Annotated in this window: 19 protein-coding genes and 1 tRNA gene; 6 read left to right on the top strand and 14 right to left on the bottom strand. The window is 71.0% G+C overall.

Annotation, left to right across the window (positions count from 1 at the left end; translation table 11 throughout):
• The first annotated feature begins 20 nt into the window (after positions 1 to 20).
• Positions 21 to 623 (top strand): hypothetical protein, encoded by a 603-nt coding sequence (locus tag ACZK5D_RS00500; protein WP_463663903.1) that lies wholly within the window; start codon positions 21 to 23, stop codon positions 621 to 623.
• Positions 624 to 642: 19 nt separating this feature from the next.
• On the opposite strand, the gene ACZK5D_RS00505 is transcribed toward ACZK5D_RS00500, so the two are convergent.
• The 6 genes from ACZK5D_RS00505 to ACZK5D_RS00530 form a co-directional block, all read right to left on the bottom strand.
• The gene (locus ACZK5D_RS00505; protein WP_463663904.1) at positions 643 to 2,082 is read right to left on the bottom strand and encodes an NAD-dependent succinate-semialdehyde dehydrogenase; all 1,440 of its coding nucleotides are present in this window, start codon (positions 2,080 to 2,082) and stop codon (positions 643 to 645) included.
• Positions 2,083 to 2,201: 119 nt separating this feature from the next.
• A complete protein-coding gene (locus tag ACZK5D_RS00510; protein WP_458994809.1) occupies positions 2,202 to 3,194 on the bottom strand; it encodes a trypsin-like serine peptidase in 993 nt (330 codons plus the stop codon).
• Between the two features lie 94 nt (positions 3,195 to 3,288).
• Positions 3,289 to 4,470, bottom strand: coding sequence for an AI-2E family transporter (locus tag ACZK5D_RS00515; protein WP_458994808.1), 1,182 nt, complete (start codon positions 4,468 to 4,470; stop codon positions 3,289 to 3,291).
• Positions 4,471 to 4,729: 259 nt separating this feature from the next.
• Positions 4,730 to 4,803, bottom strand: a tRNA-Pro gene (locus ACZK5D_RS00520).
• Positions 4,804 to 4,845: 42 nt separating this feature from the next.
• Complete coding sequence (locus ACZK5D_RS00525; RefSeq protein WP_463663905.1) at positions 4,846 to 5,754, bottom strand: metallophosphoesterase; 909 nt, start codon at positions 5,752 to 5,754, stop codon at positions 4,846 to 4,848.
• Complete coding sequence (locus ACZK5D_RS00530; protein ID WP_458994806.1) at positions 5,751 to 8,156, bottom strand: transglycosylase domain-containing protein; 2,406 nt, start codon at positions 8,154 to 8,156, stop codon at positions 5,751 to 5,753. Before ACZK5D_RS00530 ends, ACZK5D_RS00525 begins: the two co-directional genes overlap by 4 nt.
• Positions 8,157 to 8,302: 146 nt before the next feature.
• On the opposite strand from ACZK5D_RS00530, the gene ACZK5D_RS00535 reads away from it, so the two are divergent.
• On the top strand, positions 8,303 to 8,623 hold the full coding sequence (locus ACZK5D_RS00535) for a WhiB family transcriptional regulator (RefSeq protein ID WP_458994805.1): 321 nt from the start codon (positions 8,303 to 8,305) through the stop codon (positions 8,621 to 8,623).
• A gap of 51 nt (positions 8,624 to 8,674) precedes the next feature.
• Here ACZK5D_RS00535 and ACZK5D_RS00540 read toward each other — a convergent pair whose 3' ends face one another.
• The 7 genes from ACZK5D_RS00540 to ACZK5D_RS00570 all read right to left on the bottom strand — a co-directional run bounded on the left by ACZK5D_RS00540 (position 8,675) and on the right by ACZK5D_RS00570 (position 12,598).
• Positions 8,675 to 9,310 (bottom strand): NUDIX hydrolase, encoded by a 636-nt coding sequence (locus ACZK5D_RS00540; protein ID WP_458994804.1) that lies wholly within the window; start codon positions 9,308 to 9,310, stop codon positions 8,675 to 8,677.
• On the bottom strand, positions 9,307 to 9,927 hold the full coding sequence (locus ACZK5D_RS00545; RefSeq protein WP_463663906.1) for a TlpA family protein disulfide reductase: 621 nt from the start codon (positions 9,925 to 9,927) through the stop codon (positions 9,307 to 9,309). Before ACZK5D_RS00545 ends, ACZK5D_RS00540 begins: the two co-directional genes overlap by 4 nt.
• Before the next feature lie 10 nt (positions 9,928 to 9,937).
• Positions 9,938 to 10,609 carry an endonuclease III gene (nth, locus tag ACZK5D_RS00550; protein WP_463663907.1) on the bottom strand — a complete coding sequence of 224 codons (672 nt, stop codon included), beginning with the start codon at positions 10,607 to 10,609 and terminating at the stop codon, positions 9,938 to 9,940.
• The gene (locus tag ACZK5D_RS00555; RefSeq protein ID WP_463663908.1) at positions 10,609 to 11,064 is read right to left on the bottom strand and encodes a RidA family protein; all 456 of its coding nucleotides are present in this window, start codon (positions 11,062 to 11,064) and stop codon (positions 10,609 to 10,611) included. The genes nth and ACZK5D_RS00555 overlap by 1 nt, the downstream gene beginning before the upstream one ends.
• The gene (gene sp36, locus ACZK5D_RS00560) at positions 11,064 to 11,225 is read right to left on the bottom strand and encodes a Sp36 family protein (protein WP_458994800.1); all 162 of its coding nucleotides are present in this window, start codon (positions 11,223 to 11,225) and stop codon (positions 11,064 to 11,066) included. Before sp36 ends, ACZK5D_RS00555 begins: the two co-directional genes overlap by 1 nt.
• 64 nt (positions 11,226 to 11,289) lie before the next feature.
• A complete protein-coding gene (locus tag ACZK5D_RS00565) occupies positions 11,290 to 11,784 on the bottom strand; it encodes a phage holin family protein (protein ID WP_458994799.1) in 495 nt (164 codons plus the stop codon).
• A 70-nt stretch (positions 11,785 to 11,854) separates the two neighbouring features.
• A complete protein-coding gene (locus ACZK5D_RS00570; protein ID WP_458994798.1) occupies positions 11,855 to 12,598 on the bottom strand; it encodes a class I SAM-dependent methyltransferase in 744 nt (247 codons plus the stop codon).
• Between the two features lie 125 nt (positions 12,599 to 12,723).
• Between ACZK5D_RS00570 and ssd the strand changes: the two genes are divergently transcribed.
• The 4 genes from ssd (at position 12,724) to ACZK5D_RS00590 (ending at position 16,400) form a co-directional block, all read left to right on the top strand.
• A complete protein-coding gene (ssd, locus tag ACZK5D_RS00575; protein ID WP_463663909.1) occupies positions 12,724 to 13,734 on the top strand; it encodes a septum site-determining protein Ssd in 1,011 nt (336 codons plus the stop codon).
• Positions 13,727 to 14,869 carry a TadA family conjugal transfer-associated ATPase gene (locus ACZK5D_RS00580; RefSeq protein ID WP_463663910.1) on the top strand — a complete coding sequence of 381 codons (1,143 nt, stop codon included), beginning with the start codon at positions 13,727 to 13,729 and terminating at the stop codon, positions 14,867 to 14,869. Before ssd ends, ACZK5D_RS00580 begins: the two co-directional genes overlap by 8 nt.
• Positions 14,870 to 15,012: 143 nt before the next feature.
• Positions 15,013 to 15,675: a type II secretion system F family protein gene (locus tag ACZK5D_RS00585; protein WP_463663911.1), complete on the top strand. Its 663-nt coding sequence runs from the start codon at positions 15,013 to 15,015 to the stop codon at positions 15,673 to 15,675.
• Complete coding sequence (locus tag ACZK5D_RS00590; protein ID WP_458994794.1) at positions 15,672 to 16,400, top strand: type II secretion system F family protein; 729 nt, start codon at positions 15,672 to 15,674, stop codon at positions 16,398 to 16,400. The genes ACZK5D_RS00585 and ACZK5D_RS00590 overlap by 4 nt, the downstream gene beginning before the upstream one ends.
• A 1-nt stretch (position 16,401) precedes the next feature.
• Here ACZK5D_RS00590 and ACZK5D_RS00595 read toward each other — a convergent pair whose 3' ends face one another.
• On the bottom strand, positions 16,402 to 17,469 hold the full coding sequence (locus ACZK5D_RS00595; RefSeq protein ID WP_458994793.1) for a polysaccharide deacetylase family protein: 1,068 nt from the start codon (positions 17,467 to 17,469) through the stop codon (positions 16,402 to 16,404).
• Positions 17,470 to 17,563 lie beyond the last annotated feature (94 nt).

The raw sequence follows: 17,563 nt of genomic DNA on the forward strand, positions 1-17,563 counted from the left end.
CCCCTGATACCGTCGATGGCATGCGCAGTGCCATCCTGGCCGTTGGGGCCGTCGTCGTCGTGTCCGGGCTCACCTCGTGCACCGGAGCGGCGCAGACGCCACTGCAGCCCACCGCCGGCCAGACGACGCCCGCGGCCTCCCCGATGCCGTCGACCACCGCCGCGCCGGCGGAGTCCGCCCAGCCCGCCCCGGAACCGGAGCCGTCGCTGGAGTTGGCGCCGACGGCGTCGCTCAGCCCCGTCGAACAGCCCACCCCCGAGGGAGGCCCGTGGTCCGCGGTGGCCGCCTCGCTCAGCAGCCCCGAGCAGGCGCGCGCCCAGGCCGGCCTGCCCGCGTCGTTCCAGGAGTTCCTGGGCGTCCGCCTGGGCTACGCCGACGAGACGGGGTGCGTCACCACCCAGGTGGACGTCAGGGCGGTCCACCGCGACGGGTTCGTCTTCGGCGAGGAGCAGACCACCTGCGGCGACAGCCTCACCGTGTGGGGCATCACCGAGCAGCGGTGGCACTACATCGTCGCGTTTCAGGACGCGATGCCGTGCGCGGACCTGACCCAGAACGGTGTCCCCACGGGAGTTCCCGGCCTGCGCTGCCTGGACGCCAACGGCGCCGCCACCGACTACTGACGTCGGCCGGGTGGGTTCCCTATGCCAGAGCCATCCCGATGTACTTGATCTCGAGGAACTCCTCGATGCCCTCGGGCCCGCCTTCGCGCCCCAACCCGGAGCTCTTCACCCCTCCGAAGGGGGCGGCCGGGTTGGACACCAGCCCGGAGTTGAGCCCCACCATGCCTGACTCCAATCGCTCGGCGGTGGTGAGCGCCTCGGTGAGGTCCTCGGCGAAGACGTAGCTCATCAGGCCGAAGTCGGTGTCGTTGGCCAGCGCCACGGCCTCGTCGACGGAGTCGACGGACACCACGGGCGCGACGGGGCCGAAGATCTCCTCGCGGAAGCAGCGCGACGACGGCGCCACGTCCGCCAGCACCGTCGGCTGCATGAAGTGGCCCGGCCCCTCGACCCGCGAGCCGCCCACCACCACGCGGGCACCGTCGGCGACGGCCTCCCGGACCATGGCCTCCACGTCGTCGAGCGCCGAGGCGGACACCAACGGCCCCACCTCGGTCCCGGACGCCATGCCGTCGCCCACGCGCATGGCGCCGACGCGGGCGGCCAGCTTGGCCGTGAACTCGTCGGCCAGGCTGCTGTGCACGATCATCCGGTTCGCGGCGGTGCAGGCCTGCCCGATGTTGCGCATCTTCGCCACGAGCGCGCCCTCCACGGCGCGGTCCACGTCCGCGCTCGGCAGCACCAGGAACGGCGCGTTGCCGCCGAGCTCCATCGAGGTCTTCAGCACGTTGGCCGCGGCCTGCTCCAGCAGCCTCACGCCCACGCTCGTGGACCCGGTGAAGGTCAGCTTCCGCAGCCGCCTGTCTGCGATGAGGGGGCCGGTGGTGGCGGAGGCCGAGGACGACACGAAGCAGTTCACCACGCCGGCGGGCACGCCCACCTCGTCGAAGACGTCCATCAACAACAGCGACGTGAGGGGAGTGAGCTGGGCCGGCTTCAGGACCGCGGTGCAGCCGGCCGCCAGGGCGGGCCCCAGCTTCCGGGTGGCCATGGCGAGGGGAAAGTTCCACGGGGTGATGGCCAGCACCGGCCCCACGGGCTGCTTCGTGGTGAGCAGCCGCTGCCCGCCGACGGGGGCGACGGTGTAGCGGCCGTGGATGCGAGGGGTCTCCTCGGCGAACCAGCGCAGGAACTCCGCGCCGTAGGTGACCTCGCCGCGGGCCTCGGCCAGGGGCTTGCCCATCTCGCGCGTCATCGTCTCGGCGAACTCGTCGGCCCGCTCCAGGATCCTGGCCCAGGCGGCCCGGAGCAGCTCGCCACGGAAGCGCGGCTCGGTGGCGGCCCATCCGGCGGCCGCGTCGACGGCGGCGTCGAGGCATGCCATCGCCGTCGCGGCATCCGCGTCCGCCACCCTGGCGAGCTCCTCGCCGGTGGCGGGGTTCTCGACGCTCAGCGTGGGCTCGTCGTCGGTGAACCGGCCGTTGACGTAGTGGGTGGTGCGCAGCGCGTTCCAGGTCATCGTCGCTCCTGAGATCGGTGGTCCCCCCAGCTTAGGGAACCACCGATCCGCCTCCTCGCCGAGGGCGTGTATTGACCGGTACCTGCTGAGGACCGGTGCTCTGGGGCGACGGGGGTAGGTCAGCCGACGATCGTGTTGCCCGCCGCGGTGGTGGCGGCGTCGTACACCGCGGCTGTCTTGGCGTCGAACTTCGGCCCGTGCATGGCGGCGATGCCGGAGTAGCCGTAGGAGTTCACCGACATCGTGACGCCGGCGCCCTTGGCGAACTCGACGTACCAGGGTCCACCGGAGGATCCGCCGGTCATGTCGCTGGGGACGCGGTAGGTCAGGTCGTCGTTGAGGGGGTCCGTGCCGAGCGGGCCCTGGGAGTAGATGAGCTCCCTGCCCTCGTAGGGCGCCCCCGCGGGATAGCCGAACAGGTGGGTGTCCGCGCCGGCGGCCTGGGTCTCGAAGACGATCTCCTGGTCCCCGACCGTCTGGTCCAGCTGCGCCGGCGCCTTGCCGTTCCCGCCCAGTCCGACGACGGCGAAGGCGTAGTCGTGCAGGGTTGCCTCTGTGTTGAACCTCCGCTGCGAGGTGAAGCCGCGGTGGGCGACGAGGGCGGTGGCGGTCCAGCAGCCGAACTGGGTCTCGGCGCAGAAGGACCCGCTGCGCGTCAGGTCGACGGGCTTCGAGTCATAGTCGGGGACGAACAGCCAGTTGGTCGCGAACTGCGCCTTCTTGTTGTCGAAGACGCAGTGCGCCGCGGTCACCACGATCGACCTGCCGCTGACGGCGTCCTCGACGACGGAGGCGGAGCACACGTAGTAGGACTTGCCCATCGCGAAGAGCACCTTGCCCGTGGTCTTCTGGACCAGACCGGCGTCCACCCACGGAGCGCCGAGCGCGGCGGCGGTGGGCTCGGCCACCTGGGTGAAGGTCCCGGTGGCCGGGTCGCGGACGAAGTCGCGTGGCTTGGCCTGGGCCACCTTGTCCTTCGTCCAGAAGTCGACGATCCGCTGGTGCTCTGCCCTGGAGCTGCTGTCAGCCGAGGCCTGCGTGGCGGGCATCACGGTGAGGGCGAGCAGCATGCCCGCTGCCAGCGCCGCCGATCGAAGTAGCTTCACGTTCATGGTCCCGCTCCTTTGCGCGATACGTCCCCGATACCGCGACGGGGAACGCTGCGCCGATCGTATGCCCCGAACGGGGCACGACAGGGCCGGTCTCTCAGGATTCCCGGTGGAGCTTCGCGTTCTGCCTGGGGATGTGGATCTCCTTGAGGATCATGAGCAGCGAGGCCGTGACGGGAACCGCCACGAGGGCGCCGAGGAGGCCGAGGAGGCTACCGCCGACCATCGCGCCGATCAGCACCAGGGATCCGGGGACGTCGACGGCCTTGGTCATCACCTTGGGCGTGAACACGTAGGCCTCCAACTGCATGTAGGCGAACATGACGACGGCGAAGATCAGCGCCGAGACCGGCGAGCTGAAGAGGGTCACCACCGTGATCAACAGCCAGGAGATGACCGGACCCACCATGGGGATGAAGGTGATGAACAGGGCCAGGAACCCCAGCAGCGCGGCGAACGGCGCCCCGAGGATGGTCAGCAGGAGGAACGTGAAAACGGCGTTGGCGGCCGCCAGGATGGCCATACCGGAGACGTAACCGCCGACGGCCTCGCTGATCTGCTCGGTCATCTCGCCCAGCTTCGGCCGCGAGTAGGCCGGGGCGAGCTGCAGGAGGGCGGACTTCATCGCCCGCATCGAGGCGAGGAAGTACAGGGTCAGGACCAGGACGATCAGGCTGGTGGAGATCAGCTGGACGACGCCGGTGCCCACCGCCAGGGCGCCCCCGCCGATAGCAAGGATGTTCTCCGGGTTCGACAGCCAGGCCTGCGCCTGCGCCAGGAGCGCGGCATACAAGTCGCCCTGCCCTGTGGCCTGGCTGATCGCCTTGAACCAGTCCGCGTTCTGCAGGTTGGCGATGTAGCCGGGCATGGCCCCGGCCAGCGCGGCCACCTGACCCACCGCCACGGGGGCCACGATGGCGACGACGGCGCTGAGGATGAGGGCGAACGCCGCGAAGACCACGCCGATCGCCAGCCCGCGCGACATCCGGTGGTTCTCCAGCCACTGGACGAGCGGCTCCAGCGCCATGGCGATGAACAGGGCGGCCCCGATCGAGACCAGGACCGTCGACAGTGAAGCCAGCGAACCGCCAAGCGCGATCGCGACGAGCCCGCCGGCCGTGACTGTGAAGCCCCAGGCGAACGGGCGCCTGAGGTCGACCGCCACGCGGCGGGTCGCCCGCGGCGGCGGGGGAGCGGGTACGGCCGTGGCGTGAGCATCCGGCGTGGTGAGGGCATCGTCCCGGGACAGTGTGTCTGCGGTCGGGTCTGTGTCGGCCATGGGTGCAGCGTAGGGCCCGTGCCCGAGTGGTGCGTCACCCCCGACGGGGGATGGACCGCAGGGTGAACAAGCTCCAAGTCCCCGGAAAGCAACAAGTCCGAGGAAGGGAGCAAGCTCCACTTCTCTCGGACTTCGTCGGGGTGTTCCGGGACTTCGTCCCTCCAACCCCTTCCTTGGCCTCGGAAGTGAACAAGCGCCGAGTCCCCAGAAAGACAAAAGTCGAGAGGCATGGGCGCTTGCCCACTTCTCTCGACCTGCGTCGGGGTGACAGGATTTGAACCTGCGGCCTCGTCGTCCCGAACGACGCGCGCTACCAAGCTGCGCCACACCCCGATTGGCCCTGGGGCCAACGGAGATACTAGCCCATCGGCACGGTCAGTGTGAAACCGGAACAAGCGTCAGCAGGGTGACCTCGGGGCGGCACGCGAACCGGTACGGAGCGTACGGGGAGGTGCCCACCCCGGCCGACACGTGGAGTTGCGAGGTGCGCCCGCCGAAGCTGTGCGAGGACAACCCCTTGACCCGGGCGGCGTCCAGGTCGCAGTTGGTGACGAGCGCGCCGTAGCCGGGCACGCAGACCTGGCCGCCGTGGGTGTGCCCGGCGAAGATGAGGTCCATCCCATCGGCGGTCATGGCGTCCAGGAGGCGCAGGTAGGGGGCGTGGGTGACGCCGATGTTGAGATCCGCCTGGGGGTCCGCCGGCCCCGCTACCGTCGGGTAGTCGTCGCGGCCCAGGTGGGCGTCGTCGACCCCGCGGAAGGCCAGCGTGTACCCGTTGACCTCCAGGGTCGCCCGACGGTGGGTGAGGTCCACCCAGCCGTGCTTGGCCATACCGTCGCGCAGCTTCTCCCAGGGAAGGTTGGGCGAGGAGGGCCCCGTCGCTTCAGACGCGCCGTGCGTGAGGTATCGCAGCGGGTTGCGGAAGGAGGGCTTGTAGTAGTCGTTCGAGCCGAACACGAACACGCCCGGCACGGACCGGAGCCTGTTCCAGGCCGCGAGGAGCGGGAACACCGCCTCCGCCTGGGCGATGTTGTCACCGGTGTTGACCACGAGGTCCGGCTCGAGCTCGGCCAGCGACCGCATGAAGTCGAGCTTGAAGTGTTGGCTGGTGGTCAGGTGGATGTCGGAGACGTGCAGAATCCGCAGCGGCCGCCCGCCGGCCGGCAGAATGGGCACGTCCACCCGCCGCACCGTGAACATCGCGGCCTCGGCGAGGCCCCAGCCGAAGCAGGCGGCGCCGACGGCGGCGGTGGCGCCGAGGGCGCGCAGCACCGGCCGCCTCATCGGTTGGGGTTGCCCGGCGGGTTGGGGGCAGCCGGTGCGGCGGCCTCCTCCGCCGGCGCCTCCGTCGCGGGAGGAGCGACGGGTTCCGGCGCCACGGGTTCAGGCTTGGGCTCGGGCCGTGGGCCCTGCGAGACCTTCAGCTGCACCGTCGAGAACTTGATGGCGGATCCGGTCGGCGAGATGCCCAGGAACGTGCCCTCCGGGCGGCTGCTGTAGACGCTCCACCGCTCCGTCTGGAAGCCGGCCGCCTCGAGCGTGCGCTTGGCCTCGTTGTAGCCCATGCCGGAGACGTCCGGCAGCGGAACCTTCACGCCCTCGAGCACCTCGGAGGTGGGGGTGGTGAAGGCGGTCTTCGGCTTGTCCGCGAGGGCCGCCGCCATCGCGGCCTTCCAGATCAGGCCGGCGTCGCCGCCGCCGGAGCCGCGCAGGTAGGTGCCGCTGGGGAGCCGGACGTTCTTCAGCGTCTTGTTCCTGGTCTCGTACCACGGGTTGGTCTTGTCGATCGCGATCCAAGCCGCGCCGGCCATCTCGGGGGTGTAGCCCGCGAACCAGACGGCCTGGTTGTCGTTGATGGTGCCGGTCTTGCCTGCCTGGGGACGGCGGTCGGCCAGCCGCGCCGGGCGGCCGGTGCCGTTGTTGATGACGCTCTGGAGGATGTGGTTGACGCCGTCGGCGATCTCGGGGCGGATCACCTGCTGGCAGTCGGCCGGCGGAACCGCCAACTCGGAGCCGTCCTTCGTGACGACCGACTCGAGGACGATGGGCGTGCAGTGGATGCCACGGTTGGCGAAGGTGGCGTACGCCTCGGCCATCGACAGGGGAGTCACCTCCGCGGTACCCAGCACGAACGTGGGGTAGTTCTGGTTGATCCGGAGGTCCTGGCCCGTCGACATCTTGACGCCGGCCGCGACTGCCTTGTCGATCGACGCACAGATGCCCGCGTCGGCCTCCAGCTGCAGGAAGTAGGTGTTGACGGAGTCCTCAGCGGCGCGGATCATGTCGATCTGGCCGTAGCCGCGGTTGTAGTTGCGCACCGTGTGGTCCTGCTTGAACACGAACGGGCCGGTGCAGTTCTTGAAGGTCATGCCCTCCAGGGGCAATGATTCCGGCGCGGTGTACTCGCGCCCCGGGGTCATACCCAGGTCCAGCGCGGCGGCCATGGTGAACGTCTTGAACGTCGAACCGGCCTGGTAACCCTCGGCGCCGCCCATGGAGCGTTCGACGTTGTAGTTGTAGTAGGTCTCCCCGGGGTCCGTGCCCATGTCCGGCCTCGACTGGGCAAGGGCCACGATCAGCCCCGTGCTGGGCTGGATCAGCGCCGCGCCGGCGAGGACGGGATCCGTGGGGGCGATGAGGTCGGCAACGGCCGCCTCGGCCGAGGCCTGCGCGGAGGGGTCGATCAGCGTCTGGATGGTCAGACCGCCGCGGTTGAGCAGGTTCTCGCGCTCCTCCTGCGTGTCGCCCATCGTGGGCATCTGGTCGCTCAGGAGCGTGCGCCGCACGTAGTCACACAGGAAGGGGTACGGCGACGAAGTGCAGCCGTTCGCGGTCCGGGTCACCTTCGCCGGGTCGAACGGGACCGCCTTGGCCTCGGCCGCGCGCTCCTCGCTGATGATGCCAAGCTCTGCCATGCGGTTCAGCACGAAGTTGCGGCGCTCGATGGCCTTGTCCGGGTTCTTCACCGGATTCAGAGCAACCGGGTTCTGCACGAGCCCAGCCAGCATCGCCGCCTGGTCCAGCGTCAGGTCCTTGGCCGTCGTGCCCCAATAGTGCTGCGCGGCGGCTTCGACGCCGTAGGCGCCCTCACCGTAGTAGGCGATGTTGAGGTAACGCTCGAGGATCTCGTCCTTGGTGAGGCGCTCCTCCAGAGCCATGGCGTAGCGGGCCTCGATGATCTTGCGGTCGATCGTCACCTCGGTGGCCTTGCGGACGGCCTCCTTGTCGCCCGCGGCGACGGCGGACTCGACGCGGACCAGCTTGACGTACTGCTGCGTCAGCGTCGACGCGCCCTGCGTGTCGCCGGTCATCGTCTTGACGAAGGCCCTGCCGAAGCCCTGGAAGTCGATGGCGCCGTGCTCGTAGAAGCGGTGGTCCTCAATAGCGATCTGAGCGTCCTGCATGGCCGGGGCGATCTCGGAGAGCGGCACGTAGACGCGGTTCTCGTTGAAGAAGGTGGCCAGCACCGAGCCGTCGGCCATGAGCACGCGGGAGCGCTCCGACTGTGGCGGCGTCTCCAGATCAGCCGGGAGGAACTCCAGCGAGTCCGCCGCCATCTTCGCGCTGCCGCCCGCGAGCGCGGCGAACGGCACCGCGAGACCCGACAGGAGCAGGCCGGCGAGCACGCTCACCGCGAGGAACATGAGGACGGAGTACGCCTTCTGGCTGAGGGAGGCAGACTTCATGGGCCCAAGTTTACGTGAAGGGTCCCAAGAGCCCATGGTCCGCGCGCTGGCTTGCGTTTTTGCGTCCTTTACCCCCTGTTGCGCATGGCCGTTCATGCGCTAGCGTCAGCGTTATCTGACAGTGACTGCGCAAGGGAGGGCAGCTGATGTCACTCGCTGAAGTGAGCGAATGGACGCTCCACGCCAAGTGCCGCGACATGGCCGATGCTCTGTTTCCAGAGGGCAAAGACCAGAAGCGTGCAAGATCGGTGTGCGTCGGGTGCCCTGTGCGCTCGGAGTGCCTGGCCGAGGCCTTGGACAACCGGATCGAGTGGGGTGTCTGGGGCGGCATGACGGAACGCGAGCGGCGCGCGCTGCTGCGTTCACGCCCAGATATCGACTCGTGGCACGACGTCCTGGTGGACTATCACGACACCGCGGACGCCAACATCTCAGTCCTTCCCACCCGGGCCGGCGTCCGGCCCTGAGAAACCACTGACCAGTCAGGTCTTCGTCGTGAGCGGCACTGGTCGGAACTCCTAATCGCGCATGTACCGGGCCGGGATATCGGCGATCCTTGCCCGGTCCCATGGTCTCGCCCAGCCTCCCAGGTCGAGCACCCAGTCCACCAGGTGCGCGGTGAGCCCCCAGATGAACTGTTCGCCCAGCACGAACGCGGGCCCCTCGAATCCGCTCGGGTGATGCCCGGTCACGCGGACCTCGGGGGACGTCAGCGCAGACACGGCGAAGGCGTGGACCGCCCCGGTCTCGGCGGGGTCCCGCGCGTGCAGCGGATGCCCGCCGGGCCACACCGCCACCACCGTGGTCACGTCGTAGCGTGACGCGGGCACCCACAGCGGTGGGAGCTCGCCGAGGATGGTGACGTGTTCGGCGGCCAGCCCGATCTCCTCGTTCGCCTCGCGGAGCGCGGTGTGCCGACGGTCTGCGTCGGTGGTGTCGACGGCCCCCCCGGGCAGGGCGATCTGGCCCGCGTGGCGGCGCATGGTCTCGGCCCGGGTGACGAACGTCAGAGCCGGATCCGCCTCGTCGGTGAACAGCATCAGGACCGCCGCCGCGCGTTCGCCCCGCGGCGTCCTGTCCATGCCGATGTGCCGGACGCCTGGCCCGTGGACCAGCTCCCGGCTCAGTTGCTCGAAGGCCTCGGGGTGCCTCATCGCACCCCTAGATACTCGTCGGCGAGCGCCGTCAGCTGCTGGGTGGACTCGAACGGACCGGCGTGGACGCCTGCGATCCTGCCGTCGGCGTCGACGAAGTAGGTGGTGGGGAGCCCTGGCACCCGGAGCGGCACCTGCAGGGTCTTGTCCTCGTCCACGACGTGGGGGTAGTTCCATCCCACGAGCCCCGCGAACTCGATGGCCCAGTCCGGCTTGGGATCGTTGTAGTTGACGCCGACGAAGGACACGCCGTCGAGTTCGGCCAGGCCCTCGCGCAGGTAGGGCGACTCCTCACGGCACGGTCCGCACCACTGCGCCCACAGGTTGACGATCGTGGGGGTCCGGGGGAGTCCGGCCAGGTTGACCGCACCGTCGCCGCCGAGGCAGGCGAGCTGGGTCTGCGGGAGACCTCCGGGGACCTGCGTGGCCTCGGGATCCGTGGCGGGACACTCCGGCAGCCCGAACTGCCGGCGCAGCGCCTCGAGGTCCGTCGGCGCGGAGGAGGACTGCCCGGGCGAGGGCGGCGTTGTCGAACCTGCCGGGGATGCGGGGATGCTGCCGCAGGCCGCGAGCACGAGTGTCGCGGCGAGGGCCGGAAGCAGGCGCACGTGGGTCACACGGCCGAGATTACCCGCGTGGTTCCCGGATGAGACGGCGAGCCAGCTCCGGATCCTGTTCTCCGAGGCCGCGCGAGGGGCATAACTCCCGGACTGGGCAGGCGCCGCAGGCCGGTCTCCTGGCGTGGCAGCAGCGCCGACCGTGCCAGATCACACGGTGACACAGCATGACCCATTCCTCGGGCGGGAACAGGGCCGCGACGTCGCGCTCCACATCGTCGGGGCGGCTCGAGGCGGTCCACCCCAGCCGGCCCGAGACCCGGATCAGGTGGGTGTCAGGCGTCACCCCGGGCACGCCGAAGGCGTTGCCCAGCACCACGTTCGCGGTCTTGCGGCCCACACCCGGGAGCGTGATCAGCTCCTCAAGGGTCGCGGGGACCACGCCGTCGAAGTTGTCGACGATCTGCTTGGCGAGGCCGAGGATGGCGGTGGTCTTGTTCCGGAAGAAGCCCACCGGGCCGATCAGTGCCTCCACCTCGGCGCGATCCGCCGCGGCGAGGGCCTCCGGGGTGGGGTACCGCCTGAACAACTCCGGCGTGACCGAGTTCACCCGCCGATCGGTGGATTGGGCGGACAGCACGGTTGCCACCAGCAGCTCGAACGCCGAGGTGAAGTCCAGTTCGCATTCGGCGTCCGGATAGGCCTCGGCGAGGGCGCGGTGGACGGCGGCGGGGCCGCCCATCAGACCTCGACGATCAGCTCGACCTCGACGGGCGCGTCGAGCGGGAGGACCGACACTCCGACGGCGGACCGGACGTGGGCCCCGGCGTCGCCGAACACCTCTCCGAAGAGCGCCGAGGCGCCGTTGGCCACGGCGGGTTGTGCCGTGAAGCCGGGCTCGCTCGCCACGAAGACCACCACCTTGACGACCCTGCGGATCCTGTCCACGCCGCCTGCGACAGCGGCTGCGGCCGCGAGGGCGTTGAGGGCCGCGACTCGGGCTGCCTGGGCGCCCGCCTCCGGCGAGACGGCTCCGCCCAGCTTGCCGGTGGTGACGAGAGCTCCGGCCACGCTGGGGAGCTGGCCGGAGGTCCAGACCTGGTCCCCGACGCGGGTGGCCGGCACGTAGGCCGCCACGGGCGTGGCGACAGGCGGCAGCTCGATCCCGAGGTGGGCCAGGCGCTCGGACGCCGACATCAGTGGGCCTGGACGGGCCGCTTGAAGTATCCGACGAGGGTGTCGGGGTTGGGGCCGGGGGCCAGCTGGATCAGCTCCCAGCCGTCCGAGCCGAAGTTGTTGAGGATCTGCTGCGCCACGTGCGAGAGGATGGGCGCCACGAAGTATTCCCACTTGGTCATGGGGCCAAGCCTGCCATGTCCCCGGCCCCGGTGGGTACCTGGCGCAGGCCGCGCCGGGTGAAGGTCAGGGACGTCCGAACGTGTTCTCGAGGTCCGCGTCACGGAACCTCGGCAGGTCCTCGGGCCTGATCGTGACATCGGTGCCGCCGGTGCGCGAGGCGATTGCGGCCACGACGGCGTCCAGCGTGGCCTTGGCCTCGCTGATGGTGGCCTCCGGCATCTTCACCTGCTTGAACTTGTTGCGGCCGAGGACGGCCAGGACGGCCGCGATCGCGAGGGACAGCAGCACGCTGGCCAGGAAACCGAGTGTGAAGGATGACCACGGCCCGAGCGGGGTGACGGCGTACAGCAGCAGCCCTATCGCCAGCGCCACCAGGATGACGAGCATCCAGATGGCGTGGAAGGCGAACACGGCCGCACCGGCGAGGTAGCCGGTGCCGATCCCCGCGGCCTTGGCGGCGGGCTTGAGCTCGGCGGCCGCCAGCTCGGATTCGCGGGCGACGAAATCCGAGACGGCGTCCTTGATGTCGACCAGCGGGTGACTGGGCTCAATAGGCATGGTGCTCCTTTCGGCACTGGCCAGCCTAGTGCCAGCCCTGGCTGCCGGGGCGAGGACCCGGCGTGCAGACTCAGAGGTGGATGGCCAGCGCGTTGTCGGGCAGCACCACGGGTCCGGTCAGTTCGGCATGATCCACCCAGGCACGCCAGCACAGGAGCTGGAAGGGGAGCTTGAGGGTCTCCCCTGGGCGGACCGCCCCGTCGTAGAGGTCCGCCACCTGGCCCAGGAGCGGCGCCAGCTGGGTGTCGTCGAGGTTGGCCGCCAGCGGCTGGGCCTTGACCAGACGCTGGAGCTCGTCGCGGCTCACGGACTGCCAGACGCGGAACGCGCGCTCCTCCACCTCCGGGAAGTACTTGCTCGCGCTGAGGGCGTCGAGGCTGTGATGGCCGTACTCGCCCTTCATGGCCAGCGGGTCGTAGCGGCGCAGAAGGGCGGCGAGACGCCGGACCCACGGGACGGTGTCGTCGCGCACCAGGTACGAGGCGCTGATGCACCCCCCGGGCCGGAGCACGCGGGCCAGCTGCGGGAGGGCGAGGTCCAGGTCGTAGAGGTGCAGCCCCTGATGCACGAAGACCACTTCGAAGGAGTAGGGGTCCATGGGGATGGCCTCAGGGCGGGCCAGCACCGGTGTGACGTTGCGCAGGCCGCGGAGACGCGACAGCCGCCCGGGGTCGTCCGTCAGGGCGAAGAGCGAGTGTCCGGCGTCCGTCAGCCGCCTGGCGAGGTGCGGATCGGGGCCGAGGGCCAGGGCCCGCACGCCGCGCCACACCGCAAGCCAGTCGAGGGCCTCGGTGGGAAGGGTGGCTCGGCTCATGGGTTCCTCTCGTGCGCGCGGTCGCACCAAGGGTAACGGGGGTCGACGGCGTCCCGGGCCACCGGAGTTGTCCACAGGCGCGCAGTGGGGTGGGATCTGCGGGGGTCTCCTCGCGATCAAGGGGCATGGATCCGATCGCCCACGCGCTGCTGTGCTCCCGTGACCCGGCCGTCATCGAGGCCGTCGAGGTGACCGCGGCGGCCATGGACGTGCCGCTGCGCGTCGCCAGGGATGCCGAGGCGGCGCGCGCCCAATGGCCGACGGCGAAACTCAGGTTGGTCTCCACCGAGATGGCCGCGCGGTGGACGTCGGCGCCTCCCGGCAGGGCCTTCCTGATCGGCACCGCTCCGGCAGAACTCGCCCGGTGTTCAGCCGAACTCGAACTGCCGGTCCTGCCACTGCCGGACGTCGGGGGCCGGTTGGCCGAGGCGCTCATGCAGGCCTCACTGGCGGGGCGCGAGCGGGGAGTCACCGTGGCGTTGATCGGCGCGTCCGGAGGGTTGGGGGTGAGCACTCTGACCGTGGGGTTGGCGCTCGGCGCACGGAGGGCCGGGTCCTCGGCGGCGGTGGTGGACCTTGCACCGTGCGGCGGTGGCCTGGACCTCGTCGCTGGGGCGGAGACGTCCGAGGGGATGCGCTGGTCAGACCTGGGCAACGCGCGCGGGGAGCTCGGCGACGTCGCGCGGAGTCTGCCCTCGGTCGGGGGCGTGCCGCTGCTCGCGCACTCCAGGGACGCGCAGGCCGCGCCGTCGCCGGGTGCGGTGTCCGCGGTCATGACCGCCCTAGCGCGAGGACACAGGATCGTGCTGGCGGATTGCGGCCGGGAGTCCCCGTCGGTGGCGGCTGATCACACCGTGCTCGTGGTCGGCGCCGATGTGCGCTCCGTCGCCGCGGCACGGATGCTCGCGCAGGCGAACTCCCTCACGCCCACCGCGATCGTCGTCAGGAGGGGCCCGGGACGCAGCCTGCCGGAGCAGGTGGTGGCGCGGACGCTCGGGGCGCCCAGCCTCGGACAGGTCGGGCACCATCGTTGCCTACCCAGGTTGGCGGAGTTGGGGCTCCTTCCGGTTGCCGGTCCGGCTAGGGCCTTCGCGCGGCAGATCGCCCCCATCCTGGCGGGCCTGACCGGTGCCTGAGTTGGAGCTCGACCGGCTCCAGGGGTCTCTGGCTGCGCTGGGTCGTCCCTACACGCCGGTGGACGTGGCGGCGGCACTGAGGGGCCTGGGAGTGGTGGTGACGGACTCCGCCGTGCACGAGGTCCTGGAGAACCTACGTAGGCACAGCGTCGGCGCCGGCCCGCTGGAGGAGCTGTTGCGTGCGCCGGGGGTCTCCGACGTGGTGGTCAACGGACCGCGGGACGTGTTCGTGGACAGCGGTTCAGGCCTGGAGCGGGCGAACGTGTCGTTCGTCGACGACGAGCAGGTGCGGCGCCTCGCCATCCGACTCGCCGCGGCGGCGGGACGGCGGCTCGACGACGCGGCGCCCTTCGTCGACGGCCGCCTCGCCAGCGGTGTGCGGCTGCACGCCGTGCTGGCCCCTGTGGCGGCACCGGGGACGTGCATCTCGCTCAGGGTGCCCGCCTCGCGGACATTCTCGCTGACGGACCTCGTCGCCGCCGGGTCGCTCCCGGCGGAAGGGGCTGAGTTGCTGCGCGCGGTCGTGCAGCGGCGCGTGGCCTATCTCGTCTCCGGAGGTACGGGCAGCGGGAAGACCACTCTTCTCGCCGCCATGCTGGCTCTGGTCCCCGCAGAGGAGCGCATTGTGTTGGTGGAGGACGCGCGCGAGTTGGTCCCCGCGCATCCGCACTGCGTGCGGCTCGAGGCCCGGCCTCCGAATGCGGAGGGTGCCGGCGCCATCACCCTGACCACCCTGGTGCGGCAGGCGCTCCGGATGAGGCCGGACCGGGTGGTCCTCGGCGAGGTCCGGGGCGCTGAGCTCACGGACCTGCTCACCGCGCTGAACACCGGCCATGAGGGCGGCTGCGGCACCATCCACGCCAACTCGGTCGAGGATGTCCCCGCAAGGCTGGAGGCGCTCGCGGCGCTCGGTGGCATGGGCCGCGACGCCTGCCACGCCCAGGTGGCGGCCGCGCTCCACCTGGTGATCCACGTCGCGAGGGACTCCGGAGGACGTCGGCGTGTCGCCCAGGTGGGGGTGTTCCGGCGACGGCCCGACGGGTCGGTCGACATCCTTCCGGGCGCCACGATGACGGGCTCCGGTGTCAGCTACGGCGCCGGTGAGGCGCTGCTGCGTGCGGCGGTGGGGTGGTGATCGGCGCAGCCGTCGCCGCGGCCCTTGCCGGGGCGCTTCTGCTTGGCCACCCTGCCGCACACGCCTTGAGGCGGCTGGGTGATCGCCGGCGGCCCGCGCCAACGGCTGCGCGCGGCGTGGGATGGGTGGCGGTAGCGGGGGCGGTGGTCCTCTGCACGACCGCGCTGCTCGGCGTGCGACCGCTGCTGTGGGGCGTCGCTGTCGTGATCGCGGGCGCCACACTGTGGCGGCTCGCCGTCGCTCGGCGCACCCGGCTGGTCGAGACCAGGGCGGCCGACGAGTGCGCCCAGGCGGCCCGCGTGCTGTCGTCGCTGATGCGTTCAGGCAGCATCCCGCACGTGGCCCTCTCCGAGGCTGCGGTGGACTATCCGGTCCTGGCTCAAGCCGCCGCCGCCGCGCGTCTCGGGGGAGATGTCGGGCAGGAGCTGGCCAGAGCCGCCGAGGGGCCGGGCAGGCTCGGGATGCGGTGCGTCGCGGCCGCGTGGCAGCTGAGCGAGCGCACCGGCGCGCCCGTGGCCGACGTGCTGGCCCGGGTCTCGGACAACCTGAGACGGCAACGCCAGCTGGACGCCGTCGTGGCGACGGAGTTGGCAGCCGCCCGCACCAGCGGTCACATCATGGCGATGCTGCCGTTCCTGGCCGTGGGGCTCGGGCTCGCCGCCGGCGTCAACACGGTTGGTTACCTGCTGCGGGAGCCTGTCGGGCAGGTGCTCGTGCTCACCTCCGTGACACTCACCTCCGCCGGGGTGCTGTGGGTGGACAGGCTCGCGCGGACCGGCGCACAGGCACCCCGGCGGCGGTCATGAACTCGGTCCTCGTCGCCGCGGTCATGTGCGCCATGGCCTCGTTGCTGCTCGTGCGGGGCCCGTCGGGCCGGCTGTCGCGCCTCGACGGCGGGTCGTTCACACTGGTCCCCCCGCTCCGAGGCCGGCCGGGCGCTCCGCCCTGGTCCCAGCGCGTCATCGTGGGGGTGGCCGTCTCGGTGGTCCTCGCATTGCTGATCGAGGGGCCGCCCGGGTGGGTCGCGGGCGTCGCCGTCGGCTCGGCGGCGGCCGTGGGCCTCGGCTGGGCGGCGCCGCGGCCCACCTGGTGGGCCCTGGCGGATGAGCTCCCAGACGCGCTGGACTTCCTGGCGGTCTGCCTGGAGGCCGGACTCCCGACGGCGCACGCCGTCGCGGAGGTGGCGAAGGTGTCCCCGCCGGGCACCCGCGAGCTGCTCGGCGAGGTCGCGGCGCAGCTGGAGCTGGGGCGCACCGGGCCGGCGGCATGGGAGTCGCTGAGGGGGCACCCAGTGTGGGGAGCCACCGCCACAGACATCGGGAGGGCCGAACGCACCGGGACCGCGCTCGCCGGGGTACTGCGGGATCACGCCGAGGACGCGAGGCAGGAGGCCAGGGACCGCGCGGCCAGACGCGCCCGCACGGTGGGCGTCAGGTCGGTGCTGCCGCTCATGGCCTGCTTTCTCCCTGCGTTCATGGCCATCGGGGTGGTCCCCATCATCGCGAGCCTCATGACGGACTTCTTCGGGTGAGTCAGAGCACGTCGTCCAGCAGGTCCGGCACCGTGACGAAGGAGTATCCCCGTGTTCGGAGGTCCTGGATCACGCCAGGCAGGGCGTCGGCGTCCAGCGTCGAGTGATCGTCCGGATGGGCACCTACGTGCATGAGCACGATCTGGCCCGGGCGGAGCCGGTCGAGTACCCGCTGCCTGATGATCGCGGTGGTGATTCCCCCGCTGGTGCCCTTCCACCCGAGGGTGTCGACCGTCCATCGGACCGGGATGTAGCCGGCCGCGTTGACCACCCGGATGTCGAGGTCCTCCCGGTCGCCGAACGGGAACCGGAACAGCGGCGCGGTGGTGCTCCCGGTGAGTGCCGAGATCGCCTTCTCCGCGGCGGCCAACTCGGCCCGGATCTCCTCGTTCGTGGTCTGGGTGAAGTAGGGGTGCGTGTCGCTGTGATTGCCCACCGGATGACCGGCCGCGTCGATCGCGGTCACGTAGCGCGGATAGGCCCGGGCGAAGGCGCCGGTGACGAAGAAGGTGGCCGGCACGTCGTATGCCTTCAGGGTCGCGAGGATCGACTCCACGGCATCCCCTGACGCCCCGCCGTCGAACGTCAGGGCCACCACCTTCCGCTGGGTGTCGAAGGCCTCGATGTCCTGCCCCGCCCACGCCTTGACCAGGGCCCCCGGGGCGGTTGGAGCCGTCGCCGTTGTGGTTCCGGCGGGTGGAGCCGTGGAGGGAGCCGGCCAACTCGAAGGTGCGGGGGGTTGGGTGGTGGAGGCGGCGATGGACCGGCTGGGCGTCGGTGTCGCGGTGGGCGACGGCGTCGCCGTGGGCGTTGAGGTCGCCGTGCCGGCGGGAGCCGAGGAGGTGGCGGGCCCGCCGGTGGCGGTGGACGTGCCGTCGGCGGGGGAGGCCGGTCCGGCGGTGGCCGGCTCACCAGGAGTGGGGTAGGGAGGAGTACCTGGGGAGACGGACGGGGCGGCTCCCGGCTGTGGGGCGCATCCCGTCAGGGCGATCGCGAGAACCCCCGCGACCACCGTCCCGAACCGGACGTGGCGGCGGACCGATCTCCGCAGGCCGATCGACGGGCGCATCGCCGCGCCTCCTCACTCTCTCCCGATTCTACGCCCGGCCCCCCGTTGGAGCGCCGCAGGAGAGGGGGCGGATCCTCCGGTGCAGGGTTCGTCG

Source organism: Tessaracoccus yangjingae (assembly GCF_055326235.1).